Annotated in this window: 14 protein-coding genes; 11 read left to right on the top strand and 3 right to left on the bottom strand. The window is 66.2% G+C overall.

Translation table 11 applies throughout. The annotated features are described in order from the left end of the window. The first annotated feature begins 463 nt into the window (after positions 1-463). The 6 genes from pyk (at position 464) to EVC45_RS21320 (ending at position 7,115) form a co-directional block, all read left to right on the top strand. Positions 464-1,900, top strand: a complete 1,437-nt coding sequence (pyk, locus tag EVC45_RS21345) for a pyruvate kinase (RefSeq protein ID WP_129960225.1) — start codon at positions 464-466, stop codon at positions 1,898-1,900. 186 nt (positions 1,901-2,086) lie between these two features. Further along, positions 2,087-3,151, top strand: a complete 1,065-nt coding sequence (gene fba / locus EVC45_RS21340; protein ID WP_129960224.1) for a class II fructose-bisphosphate aldolase — start codon at positions 2,087-2,089, stop codon at positions 3,149-3,151. A gap of 133 nt (positions 3,152-3,284) precedes the next feature. After that, entirely contained in the window at positions 3,285-4,175 is an 891-nt protein-coding gene (locus EVC45_RS21335) for a phosphoribosylaminoimidazolesuccinocarboxamide synthase (RefSeq protein WP_129960223.1), read from the top strand. Positions 4,176-4,233: 58 nt separating this feature from the next. Then, positions 4,234-4,752 carry a 5-(carboxyamino)imidazole ribonucleotide mutase gene (purE, locus tag EVC45_RS21330; RefSeq protein ID WP_129960222.1) on the top strand — a complete coding sequence of 173 codons (519 nt, stop codon included), beginning with the start codon at positions 4,234-4,236 and terminating at the stop codon, positions 4,750-4,752. A gap of 106 nt (positions 4,753-4,858) precedes the next feature. Then, entirely contained in the window at positions 4,859-6,055 is a 1,197-nt protein-coding gene (locus tag EVC45_RS21325) for a 5-(carboxyamino)imidazole ribonucleotide synthase (protein WP_129960221.1), read from the top strand. Between the two features lie 10 nt (positions 6,056-6,065). Next, entirely contained in the window at positions 6,066-7,115 is a 1,050-nt protein-coding gene (locus EVC45_RS21320; protein ID WP_129960220.1) for an L-threonylcarbamoyladenylate synthase, read from the top strand. A gap of 105 nt (positions 7,116-7,220) precedes the next feature. On the opposite strand, the gene EVC45_RS21315 is transcribed toward EVC45_RS21320, so the two are convergent. The 3 genes from EVC45_RS21315 to dacB all read right to left on the bottom strand — a co-directional run bounded on the left by EVC45_RS21315 (position 7,221) and on the right by dacB (position 11,378). Next, positions 7,221-8,441, bottom strand: a complete 1,221-nt coding sequence (locus tag EVC45_RS21315; protein WP_129960219.1) for an SGNH/GDSL hydrolase family protein — start codon at positions 8,439-8,441, stop codon at positions 7,221-7,223. Positions 8,442-8,536: 95 nt separating this feature from the next. Continuing rightward, positions 8,537-9,547: a sterol desaturase family protein gene (locus EVC45_RS21310; RefSeq protein ID WP_129960218.1), complete on the bottom strand. Its 1,011-nt coding sequence runs from the start codon at positions 9,545-9,547 to the stop codon at positions 8,537-8,539. A gap of 190 nt (positions 9,548-9,737) precedes the next feature. Beyond that, the gene (dacB, locus tag EVC45_RS21305) at positions 9,738-11,378 is read right to left on the bottom strand and encodes a D-alanyl-D-alanine carboxypeptidase/D-alanyl-D-alanine-endopeptidase (protein ID WP_129960217.1); all 1,641 of its coding nucleotides are present in this window, start codon (positions 11,376-11,378) and stop codon (positions 9,738-9,740) included. A 258-nt stretch (positions 11,379-11,636) separates the two neighbouring features. Between dacB and EVC45_RS21300 the strand changes: the two genes are divergently transcribed. The 5 genes from EVC45_RS21300 to EVC45_RS21280 all read left to right on the top strand — a co-directional run bounded on the left by EVC45_RS21300 (position 11,637) and on the right by EVC45_RS21280 (position 16,597). Further along, the gene (locus EVC45_RS21300) at positions 11,637-12,299 is read left to right on the top strand and encodes a response regulator (protein WP_129960216.1); all 663 of its coding nucleotides are present in this window, start codon (positions 11,637-11,639) and stop codon (positions 12,297-12,299) included. A 4-nt stretch (positions 12,300-12,303) separates the two neighbouring features. Further along, positions 12,304-13,602: an ATP-binding protein gene (locus EVC45_RS21295; RefSeq protein WP_129960215.1), complete on the top strand. Its 1,299-nt coding sequence runs from the start codon at positions 12,304-12,306 to the stop codon at positions 13,600-13,602. 170 nt (positions 13,603-13,772) lie between these two features. Next, positions 13,773-15,293, top strand: coding sequence for a DegQ family serine endoprotease (locus EVC45_RS21290; RefSeq protein WP_129960214.1), 1,521 nt, complete (start codon positions 13,773-13,775; stop codon positions 15,291-15,293). Positions 15,294-15,574: 281 nt separating this feature from the next. Continuing rightward, positions 15,575-16,069, top strand: coding sequence for a carboxypeptidase regulatory-like domain-containing protein (locus tag EVC45_RS21285; protein ID WP_129960213.1), 495 nt, complete (start codon positions 15,575-15,577; stop codon positions 16,067-16,069). Between the two features lie 147 nt (positions 16,070-16,216). Continuing rightward, positions 16,217-16,597, top strand: a complete 381-nt coding sequence (locus EVC45_RS21280) for a DUF427 domain-containing protein (protein ID WP_129960212.1) — start codon at positions 16,217-16,219, stop codon at positions 16,595-16,597. Positions 16,598-16,617 lie beyond the last annotated feature (20 nt).

Below are 16,617 nucleotides of genomic sequence, written 5' to 3'. Positions count from 1 at the left end.
CCTAGCGGCGAAGTCGACCAAGGCGCGTGGCGCGAAAGCGCCGCGCGGTAACGCGGCAACGCCGGCAGAGGAGCGCGCGACAGGCGCGGCCGCTGCGTCGGCAACGGCCGAACAGGACGTGGCTGCCGAGGCGCTGGTAGTGCCCGCGGCAGCCGACCCGGCGCCAGCCGCCGGAGCGCCCGCGGAGCCGGTTGCGGAGCATGCTCCGAGCGGTGACGCACAGCAGCCGCCAACGACACATAACGAATCCGCCGAAGCCGATTCGGCGCAGCCGGAACAGCCTTCCGGCAAGCAGGACAGCAACTCTCCGGCGCACGCGGCGCCGGTCTCGAATACCGCATCACTCCACAAAGCGACACCGGCCACAACCGGCGCGCGACCCCAGCCAGCATCCTTCGATGCGCAGACTCCGCAGCAGCCCCGCAGCGCTCTTTCCAGCGATCCTATCCAGACGAGGAGACTCATGCATCGCGCCACCAAGATTGTCGCTACTATCGGTCCGGCTTCCAGCACGCCGGAAATCCTGCTGCAAATGATTCAGGCGGGATTGGATGTGGTGCGGCTCAATTTCTCACACGGCACCGCCGACGATCATCGTCAGCGCGCCGAATTCGTACGCGAGGCGGCCCGCCAGGCCGGCCGCGAAGTCGCCATCATGGCCGATCTGCAAGGCCCGAAGATTCGCGTCGGCAAGTTCGAGAACGGCCGCACGACGCTCGTCGTCGGCAATCCGTTCATCCTCGATGCGGAATGCGAGCTCGGCAACGACGAGCGCGTCGGCCTCGACTACAAGGATCTGCCGCGCGACCTGAAGCCGGGCGACGTGCTGTTGCTCAACGACGGCCTGATCGTGCTGAGCGTACAGCGCGTGATCGGCCACGAGATCCACACGGTCGTGAAGATCGGCGGCGAGCTGTCGAACAACAAGGGCATCAACCGCCAGGGCGGCGGTCTGTCGGCGCCCGCGCTGACCGCGAAGGACATGGAGGACATCCGCACGGCGATGTCGCTCAGCGTCGATTTCATCGCGGTGTCGTTCCCGAAGAACGCGACCGACATGGAAATGGCCCGCCAGCTCGCGAACATCGCCGGCGCGCCGTACGGCATCAAGCCGAAGATGATCGCGAAGATCGAGCGTGCGGAAGCGATTCCGGCGCTGCAGGGCATCCTCGACGCATCGGACGGCATCATGGTCGCGCGTGGCGACCTGGCCGTGGAAGTGGGCAACGCCGCGGTGCCGGCGCTGCAAAAGCGCATGATCCGCATGGCGCGCGAATCGAACAAGTTCGTGATCACCGCGACCCAGATGATGGAGTCGATGATCCACGCGCCGGTGCCGACCCGCGCGGAAGTGTCGGACGTTGCGAACGCGGTGCTCGACGGCACGGACGCGGTGATGCTGTCGGCGGAATCGGCGGCGGGCAAGTACCCGGTGCAAACCATCGAGACGATGGCCGCGATCTGCGTCGAAGCGGAAAAATCCGAGCAGTCGGAGCTCGACAAGGACTTCCTCGACCGCACCTTCACGCGGATCGACCAGTCGATCGCGATGGGGGCGCTCTTCACCGCTTATCACCTCGGCGCGAAGGCGATCGTCGCGCTGACCGAATCGGGCTCGACCGCGCTGTGGATGTCGCGTCACTGGACCCACGTGCCGATCTTCGCGCTGACGCCGCGTGTCGGCAGCGAGCGGGCGATGGCGCTGTATCGCAACGTGACGTCGCTGCATCTGGACACCAACACCGACCGTGACACCGCGCTTCAGCATGCGCTCGAAGCCGTGGTCGGCAAGGGCTATGCGTCGCACGGCGACATGGTCGTGCTGACGGTCGGCGAGCCGATGGGTCAGGCAGGCGGCACCAACACGTTGAAGATCGTGCGGGTCGGTGAACCGTACTGATCAGGCGGCACTGCTCGATCGGCACAGGCTCGATTGAGCGAAGCAGGGCGGCGCGCCCGCACGGTCCATGTGCGTCGGCGCACCAAAGCGCCCGTGTCACGGCGGGAGCGCCGCCTGCTTCGCGATAGAATCGCCGCAAAAGATGCCGACGGCAAAAGAATTCGTTTCAATCTAAGGAGTTTCAGCATGCCTCTCGTATCAATGCGTCAACTGCTGGACCATGCCGCGGAAAACGGCTACGGCCTTCCGGCATTCAACGTGAACAACCTGGAGCAGGTGCAGGCGATCATGGCCGCGGCCGACAAGGTCAATGCCCCGGTCATCATGCAGGCGTCGGCCGGTGCGCGTAAGTACGCGGGCGAAGCGTTCCTGCGTCATCTGATCGAAGCGGCGGTCGAGTCGTATCCGCATATTCCGGTCGTGATGCACCAGGATCACGGCCAGTCGCCGGCAGTGTGTATGGCGGCGATTCGCAGCGGCTTCACGAGCGTGATGATGGACGGTTCGCTCGAAGCCGACGGCAAGTCGGTCGCATCGTACGAGTACAACGTCGAAGTGTCGCGCAAGGTCGTCGAAGCGGCGCACTCGATCGGCGTCACGGTCGAAGCGGAGCTGGGCGTGCTCGGTTCGCTCGAAACGATGAAGGGCGACAAGGAAGACGGCCACGGCGCCGAAGGCACGATGACGCGCGAGCAGCTGCTGACCGATCCGGAGCAGGCCGCCGACTTCGTCAAGCTGACCCAGTGCGACGCGCTGGCCATCGCGATCGGCACCTCGCACGGCGCCTACAAGTTCAGCAAGAAGCCCACGGGCGACATTCTGTCGATCCAGCGCATCAAGGAAATCCATCAACGCATTCCGAACACGCACCTGGTGATGCACGGTTCGTCGTCGGTGCCGCAGGAGCTGCTCGCGGAAATCCGCGAATTCGGCGGCGACATGAAGGAAACCTACGGCGTGCCGGTCGAGGAAATCCAGGAAGGCATCCGTCACGGCGTGCGCAAGGTCAACATCGACACCGACCTGCGTCTGGCGATCACGGGCGCGATCCGCCGCTACATGGCGACCAACCCGGGCAAGTTCGATCCGCGCGATTACCTGAAGCCGGCGCGCGAAGCGGCGATGAAGATCTGTATCGATCGTTACACGCAATTCGGCTGCGAAGGCCAGGCTGGCAAGATCAAGCCGGTTTCGCTTGATAAAATTGCGGAGAAGTACAAGTCGGGCGAGCTCGCGCAAGTCGTCCGCTAAGCTGTAGTTTTGGCTCCGCGCCTGGCCGTTTGGCCAGGTTGTCGTCCGATCGCCGTTCCCGCATCATCGGGGGAACGGCGTTTCCCTTTTGTTCCGGTCACATTTTTTGCCCCATTTTTAGCGAACCACGACGATGTCTACCCTCTACGAATCCACGCTCCGCTCGCTGCCGCTGCTCGGCCGCGGTAAAGTCCGCGACAACTATGCGGTGGGCAACGACCAGTTGCTGATCGTCACGACCGACCGTCTGTCGGCGTTCGACGTGATCATGGGCGAGCCGATTCCGAACAAGGGCCGCGTGCTCAACGCGATGGCGAACTTCTGGTTCGAGAAGCTGCAGCACGTGGTGCCGAACCACCTGACGGGCGTCGCGCCCGAGTCGGTGGTCGCGGCTGACGAAGTCGAGCAGGTGAAGGGGCGTGCGGTGGTCGTCAAGCGCCTCGAGCCGATCCTCGTCGAAGCGGTGGTGCGCGGCTATCTGGCCGGCAGCGGCTGGAAGGATTACCAGGCCACCGGTTCGGTCTGCGGCGTGCAATTGCCGGCGGGTCTGCAGAACGCGCAGAAGCTGCCCGAGCCGATCTTCACGCCGGCCGCTAAGGCCGAGATGGGCCACCACGACGAAAACATCACCTACGACGAGATGGAGCGCCGCATCGGCACCGAGCTGTCGGCCACGATCCGCGACATCTCGATCCGCCTGTACAAGGAAGCCGCAGATTACGCGGCGACGCGCGGCATCATCATCGCGGACACGAAGTTCGAATTCGGTCTGGACAACCACGGCAAGCTGTACCTGATGGACGAGGCGCTCACGGCGGATTCGTCGCGCTTCTGGCCGGCGGACCAGTACCAGGTCGGCACCAACCCGCCGTCGTTCGACAAGCAGTTCGTGCGCGACTGGCTCGAAACCCAGCCGTGGAAGAAAGAGCCGCCCGCACCGAAGCTGCCGGACGACGTGGTCGTGAAGACGGGCGAGAAGTACCAGGAAGCGCTCGAGCGCCTGACCGGGCACAAGCTCGACTGATCTGATCGCGCGCGCCGTGTCAGGCGCGCATCGCCCGGGAAACAAGGAAGCCGTAAAGATGAGTGAAGCACAAACCGCCCATATGCATGATGCGCCGGTCGTCGGCGTATTGATGGGCTCCAGTTCCGACTGGGAAGTGATGAAAAACGCCGTCGCAGTTCTGCAGGAATTCGGCGTGCCGTACGAAGCGAAGGTCGTGTCCGCGCACCGCATGCCCGACGAAATGTTCGCCTATGCTGAAAGCGCGCGCGAGCGCGGCATTCGCGCGATCATCGCGGGCGCCGGCGGCGCCGCGCATCTGCCTGGCATGCTGGCCGCGAAGACCACGGTGCCGGTGCTCGGCGTGCCGGTCGCGAGCAAGTATCTGAAGGGCGTCGATTCGCTGCATTCGATCGTGCAGATGCCCAAGGGCGTGCCGGTCGCGACGTTTGCGATCGGCGAGGCGGGCGCCGCGAACGCGGCGCTGTTCGCGGTGTCGCTGCTGTCCGGCACCAGCGCCGAATACGCGGACAAGCTCGCAGCATTCCGCGTGCGCCAGAACGAAGCGGCTCACGCGATGGTATTGCCGGCGCTGTAAGCGCGCCGGTCGCTTTTTTAAAGACGTCTCCTGTCCGACCCCCGGCCGGATGCCCGCCGCTCTGTATGCGAGCGCGACGCGTATCCGGCCGCGACCGACCACCAAGATGAACCCTGACAACACACCGGTTTCACCGATTCTGCCCGGCGCATGGCTTGGCATGGTCGGTGGCGGCCAGCTCGGCCGCATGTTCTGCTTTGCCGCCCAGGCGATGGGCTATCGCGTCGCCGTGCTCGACCCGGACGAAACCAGCCCGGCCGGCGCGGTCGCCGACCGCCACCTGCGCGCGGCCTACGACGACGAAGCGGCGTTGACCGAACTCGCCCGTCTGTGCGCGGCGGTGTCGACCGAATTCGAGAACGTGCCGGCCGCGAGCCTCGACTTTCTCGGCAAAACCACGTTCGTGAGCCCGGCGGGGCGGTGTGTCGCCGTCGCGCAGGACCGGATCGCCGAGAAGCGCTTTATCGCGTCGTCGGGCGTGACGGTTGCGCCGCACGTCGTGATTGAGTCGTCGGATGCGCTTGCGGCGCTTGGCGATGCCGAGCTCGAAGGGGTGCTGCCCGGCATCCTGAAAACGGCGCGCATGGGTTACGACGGCAAAGGCCAGGTTCGCGTGCGCAATGCCGAGGAAGTGCGCGAAGCGCATGCGTCGCTCGGCGGCGTGCCGTGCGTGCTCGAGAAGCGCCTGCCGCTGAAGTTCGAGGTGTCGGCGTTGATCGCGCGTGCGGCGAGCGGGGCGTCGGTTGTCTATCCCCTCGCGCAGAACACCCATCGCGACGGCGTGCTGTCGCACACCATCGTCCCCGCGCCGGATGCGTCGCCCACGCTCGTGCAGCAGGCTCAACAGGCCGCGTTGCAGATCGCCGAGAAGCTCGGCTATGTCGGCGTGCTGTGCGTCGAGTTCTTCATTCTCGAAGACGGCTCGCTCGTCGCCAACGAAATGGCGCCGCGCCCGCACAACTCCGGCCACTACACGGTCGACGCGTGCGCGACGAGTCAGTTCGAGCAGCAGGTGCGCGCGATGACCAGCATGCCGCTCGGCGACACGCGTCAGCATTCGCCGGCGGTGATGCTGAACATCCTCGGCGACGTGTGGTTCCCGGACGGTTCCAAGCGCCCGGCGGTCACGCCGCCGTGGCAGGAGGTCGCCGCGATGCCGGCTGCGCGCCTGCATCTGTACGGCAAGGAAGAGGCGCGTTGCGGCCGCAAGATGGGTCACGTGAACTTCACCGCACCGACGCTCGAAGAAGCCCGCACCGCGGCGCGCGATTGCGCGCGGCTGCTGCACATCGCTACCAGCTGACGCGCGCGCCATGCCGGATCAACAGAAACCCGCCGAGGACGCGACCGATGCGTTGCCGGTCAGCGCCGCGCAGATCGAGCACGCGGCGGCCTTGCTGGACGCGGGCGGGCTGGTCGCGTTTCCGACGGAGACCGTCTACGGCCTTGGCGGCGATGCCGAGAACCCTGACGCGGTCGCGCGCATTTACGCGGCCAAGGGGCGGCCGGCCAATCATCCGGTGATCGTGCATCTCGCGCCGCATGGCGATCCGCACTACTGGGTCGAGCATTTACCCGCGGACGCGCAGCGCCTGATCGACGCGTTCTGGCCGGGGCCGCTCACGCTGATTCTCAAGCGCGCCGCGCGCATTCCCGCGGCGGTCAGCGGCGGGCAGGATTCGGTGGGGCTGCGCTGCCCCTCGCATCCGGTTGCGCAGGCGTTGCTCGAAGCGTTCAGCGCGTTGCGCGGCGGGCATGGCGGCGTCGCCGCGCCGTCGGCGAACCGTTTCGGGCATGTGAGTCCGACCACCGCGCAGCATGTGCGCGACGAGTTCGGCAGCGCGATTCATGTGCTCGATGGCGGGGCATCGGATGTCGGCATCGAATCGACGATTCTGGATCTGTCGCGCGGCTTTCCGGCGTTGCTGCGGCCCGGTCGCGTGACGCCGCAGGATATCGCCGACGTGCTCGGCGAGGCGCCGCGTTTGCCCGATGGGTCGGATGCGACCGCGCCGCGCGCGTCGGGCACGTTGAAGGCACATTACGCGCCGCGCACGCCGCTCGCGCTGCTGCCGTTCGGCGAGCTCGAGCCGCTGCTCGCGGTGCGCGAGCCGGGCGAGCGCGTCGCGCTGGTCGCGCGTGCGTCGCGTGCGGGACAGTGGGCCGATGCCGACGGCGTGCATTTCGTCGCCGCGCCGGAAGATCCGCACGTCTATGCACGCGAGCTTTACGGCTTGCTGCGCGCGCTCGATCGCGCGAACGTCACGCGGATTCTGATCGAGAAGCTGCCGGACACGATCGAATGGATCGCGGTCAACGATCGGCTCGGACGCGCGGCGGCGGCATTCGAGGCGCAGCACTGACGCAAGCGGCTCGCCGCGCTGCATCGCGTGGCCAGCGGAAATGACAAAGGCCCGGCTCGTTCAACGAGCCGGGCCTTTTGCCATTCAAGCACCCTTGACGCGTTGTTACTTCCCAAGCCCGCTAGCGGCGATCTGCTTCTCGACCTGCTGCGCGATCAGCGCGCCCGTATGCGTGCTCGGATGCACGAGGTCGGCGAAGACGTAGGTCTGATCCGCGCCGGCCACCGTGTAGGTCTGCGGCGAGCAGAACAGCGACGACGCGAGCGCGGTGCCGAAGTCCGCCGCCGTCTGGCCGGGTGCGAGCGCGCTCGGGTTCTTCGTCGCATATGCGGTCGCGGATGCGGCCATTGCCGTCAGGTTACACGCGGTGCCCGTATTCGACACGGTGAAGCCGAGCGCCTGGTAGTTGGCCAAGGTCTGGTCCAGCAACGCGAACGCATCCAGGTAGATGACCTGCGAAGTCGACGCGAGCCCTTGCTTCAGCACGCCGTTGTAGGTCTGAACCAGTGCGTTGATGAGTGCCTGGCCTTGTGCGCCCGCGGCGAGACCTTGCGGCGTCTGCGCGATGTCCGGCACGTTGGACACGACAACATGCGTCGCGCCCGAGGCGACGATCTTTTGCACCGTGCCGACGAACGTGATCGCTGCGGTCTGGATTGCCTGCAATTCGGTCAGCGTGGCCGCCTGCGATGCGGCGGCGGCCGCCGCCTGCGCGGCGGCCGCGGTGCCGCCGTTCAGGAGCGTCTGCGTCGCCGCTGCGGTGCCGGCGGCCGAGACCGCTTGCACCGCCATGAAGATGTCGTTCGCGCCGCCGTTGATCAGCACGAGCTGGTTCGAATTGAAGCTGTTGTGTGCGGAGAGATACTCGCTGACCTGCGTCGTGACCGGCACCGTCGTCGCGGCCATGTTGTTCGGCGCGAAGCCTTCGCCCGGTTGCAGATCGACACGCGCGCCGCCCTGCCCATAACCGAGACCGCCCGCTGCGGTAAGCGGGTTGCCGAAGCCGCCGACGAATGCGGGGGTGAGCGTGCCGCCGTAGTACTCGGCGACCTTCTGCGTCCAGATTTCGCCCGGGTTGGTCGTGAAGCGGCCGCCGCCCGTGCCGACGTTTGCCTGAACCGCCGCCTGGTACGTGCCGACATCCGACAGGCTGTCGCCGAACGACACGACCTGCAGCGTGACGCCCCCCGGCGGCGTGTTGCTGCTGCTCGAACTATTGTTGTCGCTGCCACCGCCGCACGCCGCCAACGCGGCGAACGCTGCGCTCGCCACGGCGATCTGCGTGACGCGCAACCATTGCTGTTTTTTCGAAGCGGTTTGATTCATGTTGACTGCATCTCCTCGTTTGTATGGCCCTTGATGCCATGTGTTGCAGACGGCGTCCACCGCGTCGGCGGCGTGACGACAGCTTACAGAATCTTCTACGGTCTGCGGGACGTCCGCAGCGCGACCGTATGGTTCGGGTTCAAGCCGGGCAACTCGGCGGTGGTGGGTTTGCTCACGGTGTCGTTGGTACTCGAATGCGGATGCGCGTTCGATCCCGCGTCGAGGCCGCTATCGCCGCGAAACTCTGCCGCGCGCTGCGCGTGATAAGCAGCGGCCCATGCGGGCGGCGCGAACAGCGCGCGCCATTTGTTGCGCCAGCCGTGCACGCTCGCGAAGTCCGCGGCCATCGACGCCCATTCGTGAAACGTCGCCTTCAGCGGGTTGTACGTATGCAGCGGCTCGACGATGCCGTATTGCGGCGCCTCTTGCGGATCTTCGTCGACATAGCTGCCGAACAGGCGATCCCAGATCACCAGTACACCTGCGTAATTGCGATCGATGTAGCGATCGTTGCGCGCGTGATGCACGCGATGGATCGACGGCGTATTGAACACGTACTCGAGCCAGCCGAGCTTGCCGATCACCTGCGTATGCACGAAGAACTGGAAGCCGAGATTGATCAGCACGATCGCGACGATCTGCTTCGGAGCAAAGCCGAGGATCGCGAGCGGAATCCAGAACACCCACATGCCGGCGATCGGGTACATCAGACTCTGGCGGAACGCGGTCGAAAAATTCATCCGCTCCGACGAGTGATGCACGACGTGCGCGGCCCACAGCCAGCGCACGCGATGACTGCAGCGATGAAACACGTAGTAGAGCAGGTCCTGCGCGACGAACAGCACGACGAACGACAGCCACGTCGCCGGCCATGTATGGATGCGGTAGTGCTCGTAGAAAAACGCGTAGACAGGAATGATCGCGAGCCACGCGAGCTTGTCGGCGGCCTGCTGCATTAGCGCGAGCGCGGCGTTGCACAGCGTGTCGCGCCAGCTGTAGAGCTGCTCGGCCGGGCGCGTGCGGCTCACGTGCCACGCCTCCCAGCCGATGCAGGCAAGAAAGACGGGCCCCATCGCGAGCAGCAGCAATTCGGCATCGAATTGCATCGTGTCTCCCTTCCTGGTCCCTGACCGCCGCGCGGTACGCGGCGGGTGGTGTCGTTATCGTTCGTGAGGGTCGCGCGGTCTGACCGATCGGGCGCCCTGCGCGGCAAGCGCGTGATGTCGCGCACCGCATGCTGCCCGACAGCGTACACGGTTAGGCGCTTGCCGCGCGCGGCATCGCTAGAAGGAATACTCAGTGGGCGCCGCGCTTGCGCGGGTTTTTCCTGGGCTTCTCGCGCGCTTCCTCGATGGGCGCGGAGACCTTCGTGAAGCCTTGCGACGGGCCTTCGTACACCCATTCGAGCAGCGCATCGTGCGCGGCGCGCGCCGCTTCCGAATGCGGATCGTTGATCAGGCTGACGACGATGTAGCTGTTGCCATCTGCCGACGCCACATAGCCGGCGATCGCGCGCACGTCGCGCAGCGTGCCGGTCTTGATGTGCGCGTTGCCGCCCGCGCCCTGGCTGGTTAGGCGGTTGCGCATCGTGCCGTCGACACCCGCGATCGGCAGCGAGTCGACGAACACCTGCGCGACCGGGCTCGCGTTCGCGCGCTGCAGGACGTCGGCGAGCGCGAGCGCGGTGATGTGCTCGTCGCGCGACAGGCCCGAGCCGTTTTCGAGCGACAGGTACTCGGTGTTCAGGCTGTCGCGCGTCAGGAACGCTTCGACCGCGCGCGCGGCTTTCGCGGGTGTGGCGGGCGCCCGTTCCTCGGCGGCGCCGATCGTCAGGAACAGGTTGCGCGCCATCGTGTTGTTGCTGTACTTGTTGATGTCGCGAACGATGTCCGACAGCATCGGCCCCTCGTGCGTCGCAACCAGCTTCGCGCCGGCCGGCACCGCGCCTTCGCGGGTCGCGCCGGTGAAGGTGCCGCGGGTTTGCTGCCACAGCGCGAGGAAGCCGCGCGCGAAGAACGACGAGTGATCGAGCACGGCGATGTTGACCGTGTGCTCGTCGCAGCGCATCGAATAGTCGCCGGTGAACGATGCGACGATCGTGCCGTCGGGCTGCGGCGTGACGGTCGGCGTCGGCGCTTCGCCGCGGCACGGGCCGTTGGTCGCGCGCAGCTGGTTGTCGATGCGCAGGTGCGCGAGCGCGGGCAGCACGTCGATCGCGACCGTGCCGTCCGGCGCTGGCGTCAGCGTAAACGACAGCGATTTGAACGCGTACAGCAGCGGATCGGGGCCGACGTTGTACGGCGCGCTCACGTCGTCGTCGAACGCGGGCAGGTCACGCGTAGACGGATCGAAGTAGCGCTTGTCGAGCACCAGCGCGCCGTCGATGCCGTTGATGCCCGCCTTGTGAATCTTCTGCACGAGGTCGATCAGTTCTTCGGGCACGAGCTTCGGGTCGCCGGTGCCCTGGATGTACAGATTGCCGTGCAGCACGCCGTTCGCGTCGAGCGGGCCGTCCGCGTATGCGCTGGTGCGCCAGCGGTAGCCGGGGCCGAGGATCGACAGACCCGAATAGGTGGTGACGAGCTTCATCGTCGAGGCGGGCATCATCGGCTTGCCGGCGTTCAGCGCGAGGATCGGCGTGCGATCGCCGACCTTTTCGACCACCACGCTGATCGACGACAACGGCACGTGGGCGCGCTGCAAGCCGACCATCACCGGCTGCGGCAGCACCGTCGTGACATTGACGCTCGGATGCGCGGCCTTGATGCGTGCCTGCGCGGCCAGCGGCAGCAGCGTGCCTGCGCCGAGCGCGGCGGCGCAGAGCCAGACGGCCGCGCGCGGCATGACGCGAGGTGGCATGGAGGCTGCGCGATTGAACATACGGCGCGAGCGCAGCGCCAGACGGCGTGCGACGGAAGACAGGAAAGCGTGCGTCATGAACGGGTGAACGGGCAAACGGACCAGCAGGATTTCAAGGTGCGCGGCGTGCGGTGTGCGCGGGACGACGGAACGGCAAGCTGGGCGGTTCGACGGCGCGATAACGCGCTGTGGTGCTGCCCGACGGACGTCGCGCGACGCAAAGCGCCCATTGTAGTGACATGCCGCGACACTGCGGTGAAAAAAGCGCCACACGCCGCGCAGGGCGGAGGCGGGCGCTAGAATGCGGCATCATCGAACGTTTTGGAACGGACAACCATGCGCATCCTGCTAGTCGAAGATGACCGGATGATCGCCGAAGGCGTGCGCAAGGCGCTGCGCGGCGAAGGCTTTGCCGTCGATTGGGTCGAGGACGGCGAAGCGGCGCTGCGCGCGGCGGCCGCCCAGCCTTACGATCTCGCGTTGCTCGACCTCGGGCTGCCCAAGCGCGACGGTCTCGAGGTGCTGCGCGCTCTGCGCACGCGCGGCCATGCGCTGCCGGTGCTGATCGTCACCGCGCGCGACGCGGTCGCCGATCGGGTCAAGGGCCTCGACGCCGGCGCTGACGATTACCTTGTCAAACCTTTCGATCTCGACGAACTCGGTGCACGGATGCGCGCGCTGATCCGGCGCCAGTCCGGTCGCAGCGATTCGACGATCCGCCACGGCAACGTGACCCTCGATCCCGCGTCGCATCAGGTGACGCTCGATGGCGCGCCGGTCGCGCTATCCGCGCGCGAATTCGCGCTGCTCGAAGCGCTGATTGCGCGGCCTGGCGCGGTGCTGTCCAAGAGCCAGCTCGAGGAGAAGATGTATGGCTGGGGCGAGGAGATCGGCAGTAATACCGTCGAGGTCTATATTCACGCGCTGCGCAAGAAGCTCGGCGCCGATCTGATCCGCAACGTGCGCGGGCTGGGCTACATGATCGCGAAGGACGCCTGAGCCGATGCGCTCGATTCGCCGACAACTGTTGTTCTGGCTGCTGGCGCTCGTTCTGCTCGGCGTCGGCATCGCGGGCTGGCTGATCTACCGGCAGGCGCTCGCCGAAGCGAACGAACTGTTCGACTACCAGCTCGAGCAGATCGCCGCCGCGCTGCCGGCGGAACCGTTCTCACAGGTGCTCGGCCGCGATACCGGCGACGAGGGCATCGTGCTGCAGATCTGGAACCGCAACGGCATGCTGATGTACTACTCGCGGCCGCGCGCGCCGCTCGCACCGCGTGCCGAACTCGGTTTTTCGACCGAGCATACCGACCGCGGCGAGTGGCGCGTGTATGGCGCGATCGTCGGTGATAACGTCGTGCAGCTCGCGCAGCCGCTGTCGGTGCGCAACCGGCTTGCGGCCAACGTCGCGTTGCGCACGCTGTGGCCGCTGATCGTGCTGCTGCCGCTGCTCGGGCTCGCTGTGTGGGTCATCGTCGGCCGCGGGCTGCAGCCGCTGCGACGCGTGACGAGCGCGCTCGACGCGCGTCATCCCGAGGCGCTCGATCCGTTGCCTGATCAGCGCTTGCCGCTCGAAGTCCGGCCGCTCGTGCGCGCGCTGAACGGGCTGCTGCAGCGGCTCGCGACCGCGCTCGATATCCAGAAAGCGTTCGTCGCCGATGCCGCGCACGAATTGCGCACGCCGCTTGCCGCGGTACAGATTCAGGCGCAACTGGTCGCCCGCGCGCAGGACGACGCGGCCCGCAGCGAAGCGCTCGCCGATCTGCAGGCGGGTGTCACGCGCGCGACGCGCCTCGCCGAGCAACTGCTCGCGCTCGCGCGCGCCGAGCCGGACAGCGCCGGCGTCGCCGGGACGCTGGATCTGCGCGAGCTACTGCGGGAGTGCGTTGCAACCTACGCGCCGCTCGCGGTGAATCGCGGCGTCGACCTCGGCATCGAGGCGAGTGAGGCCGCCAGCGTGACCGGCGACGCCGAAGCGTTGCGCGTGATGTTCAACAACCTCGTCGATAACGCGACCAAGTACACGCCGCATGGCGGCCGCGTCGACGTGAGCCTGCGCGTCGAGGACGGCCATCCGGTCGTGCGGATCGCCGATAGCGGTCCGGGAATCGACCCGGCCGATCGCGAACGCGTGTTCGACCGCTTCTATCGCGCGGGTGCGGGCGCGACTCGCGCGCGCACCGACGTGGCGGGCAGCGGCCTCGGTCTCGCGATTGTGCGCCGGATTGCCATGCAACATCATGCGCAAGTGTCGCTCGACGAGTCGCCGGCCGGTGGTTTGCAGGTCATCGTTCGCTTCTGAGCATGGGTGGTTTGCGCGTCGGCCAGACCCGGCGTTCATGCTGGCGCGAGGGCCTCGTAACTGCCTGGCCGAGAAGGTTCCCATGATCTGGCGCTGCTTAAGACTCTTTTAAGTGACGCCCCTTACGCTCCTCGACATCCAAAGTCACTTTCTCCAGTCAGGAGCTCATGATGAACGCGAAAACCTTGTCCCGCGGCGCCGTTGCGGTAGCTGTCGCCGCTGCGCTTTCAGCCGGCTATGTGGCGGGCCATCGCGATGTGCCCGCACCGCAGATCATCTCGCCGGCGGAAGCCGCCGCGATGATGCCAGCCGAAGCAGCCGCTAAAACCGGTATTCCCGATTTCTCCGGTCTCGTCGAGACCTACGGGCCGGCCGTCGTGAACATCAGCGCGAAGCACGTGGTCAAGCAGACCGCGATGCGCGGTAATGGCGGCAACCTCAACGGCAACCAGCTGCCGATCGATCCGAACGATCCGTTCTATCAGTTCTACAAACGTTTCTTCGGCGGCGTGCCGGGCATGCAAGGCGGCGGCGATGGCGGTGACGCGCCCGACCAGCCGAGCGCGAGCCTCGGCTCCGGCTTCATCATCAGCAATGACGGCTACATTCTGACGAACGCGCACGTGGTCGATGGCGCGAACGTCGTCACCGTGAAGCTCACCGACAAGCGAGAGTTCAAGGCGAAGGTGGTCGGCGCCGACAAGCAGTCCGACGTCGCCGTGCTGAAGATCAACGCGAGCGATCTGCCGACTGTGAAGATCGGTGATCCGCGCCAGAGCAAGGTGGGTCAGTGGGTCGTCGCGATCGGCTCGCCGTACGGCTTCGACAACACCGTGACCTCGGGCATCATCAGCGCGAAGTCGCGTTCGCTGCCCAACGAAAACTACACGCCGTTCATCCAGACCGACGTGCCGGTGAATCCGGGCAACTCGGGCGGTCCGCTCTTTAATCTGCAAGGCGAAGTGATCGGCATCAACTCGATGATCTACTCGCAGACGGGCGGCTTCCAGGGCCTGTCGTTCGCGATCCCCATCAGTGAGGCGATCAAGGTCAAGGACGATCTCGTCAAGACCGGTCACGTGAGCCGTGGCCGCCTCGGCGTCGCGGTGCAGGGCTTGAACCAGACGCTCGCCGATTCGTTCGGCATGCAGAAGCCGCAAGGCGCGCTGGTCAGCTCGGTCGACGCCAGCGGTCCGGCGGCCAAGGCTGGCTTGCAGCCGGGTGACGTGATCCTGTCGGTGAATGGCGACGAAGTCAGCGATTCGACCGATCTGCCGGCAAAGATCGCAGGTCTCGCGCCGGGCAGCTCGGCGACGCTGAAGGTGTGGCGCGATAAGACCAGCAAGGACGTGAAGGTGACGATCGGCTCGTTCTCGGACGTGAAGGTCACGTCGGCGAACAAGACCGATCAACAGACCCAGTTGCAGGGCCGTCTCGGCGTCGCGGTGCGGCCGCTGACGCCGGAAGAGAAGAGCGGGGCGTCGGTGTCGCACGGTCTGCTGGTGCAGCAGGCGGGCGGCGCGGCGGCGAGCGCCGGGATCCAGCCGGGCGACGTGATTCTCGCGGTCAACGGCCGTCCGGTCACGAACATCGATCAATTGAAGCAGATGATTTCGGGCGCAGGCAACAGCATTGCGCTGCTGATCCAGCGGGACAACGCGCAGATTTTTGTGCCCGTTGATCTCGGCTGATCCAGTATCCGGGCGGTTCGAAAGGATCGCCCAACCCGGTTTGAGCTGTAGTAGCGATTGCCGGTCCTTTGCATTTACTGCAAGGACCGGCTTTTTTTCGCCTGTCCGAACCGTGCTGCTGCGAGCAGCGCCGACAGGCGGAAGCGCGCCACGCGGATTGGTGCCGCGAAGGTCGCGCGTGTTCCGTCGACGCAACCGGGCGGTTGGCACACAGGTTGCTTCGTCCTTGATTCGGGCCCGTTCGGGGACTGGCCAAGGACTTCAACAAGGAGAGCGAACCGATGAAGACCCAACGCAATCAGCAAAGGATCGTAGCCGCCGCGCTGTGCGCGGCGCTCACGCTCGGACTGGCGGGCGGCGCAAACGCGCAGCAGGCGGGCGTGACCGGCGGCTCGACCACCGACAACACCAGCGCGGGCAACACCAACGGCGGCGGTCTGCCGCAAGTCCAGCAGCAGGGCGACGTTTCGTATGTGTCAGGTGGTGTCGGCCTTGACGAATCGCGGGCGCTGCAACAAGCGCAAAGCCAGTGGCCATTGACGCTGCGCTTCACCGGACCCAATGCCGAGTTTCTCGCCGACGTGCACGTGCGCATCGTCGATGCCCATAACGGCGAAGTGCTGAACACGACGTCGCGCGGACCGTTCATGCTGGTACGCCTGAGCCCCGGCCGTTACATGGTGCACGCGAAATACAACGACAGCGAGCAAACCCGCTCGGTGAGCGTGCCGGCACACGGCAACGTCAAATCCGCATTCATCTGGAGCGTGAAGTAACGGGTCGAGCCGCCCGCGGCCGCGCAGGAAGCTCGCGCAATCGGCCGAAGTTTGGCCGATAATGAAGCCACGGGCGTGTCCCGTGGCTTTGCCGTTCCTGCGGCAACAGCCGGCAGTGCAGCGCCCACCCCATCATGGAGCCTGGACATGAGCGATGCGTCGACATCTGCGGGACGGCCGGACGGCCATACCATCGTGATCCGCGACAACGGCCACCGTGTGCGCGTGATTCACGGCGGCGTGACGATGGCCGACACCCAGGCCGCGCTGACGCTCTCGGAGACCGGCCTCGCCGACGTGTTCTATTTCCCGCGCGAGCACGTGAACATGGCCCGGCTCGAACGCTCGGCGCACACCTCGCATTGCCCGTTCAAGGGCGACGCGTCGTACTTCCATCTGCACACCGAAGATGGCGTGATCGAGAACGCGGTGTGGAGCTACGAAGCCCCGTTCGAGCAGGCCAGTCGCATCAAGGGCTATCTCGCTTTTTACGCATCGCGGGTCGACCGCATCGATCAGACGTCCTGATCCCGCAGTCGGCGCGCTCA

Origin of the sequence: Paraburkholderia sp. UYCP14C (assembly GCF_004197395.1) — a bacterium.
GTDB lineage: Bacteria > Pseudomonadota > Gammaproteobacteria > Burkholderiales > Burkholderiaceae > Paraburkholderia.
This window is presented reverse-complemented; position numbering and strand designations above follow the sequence as displayed.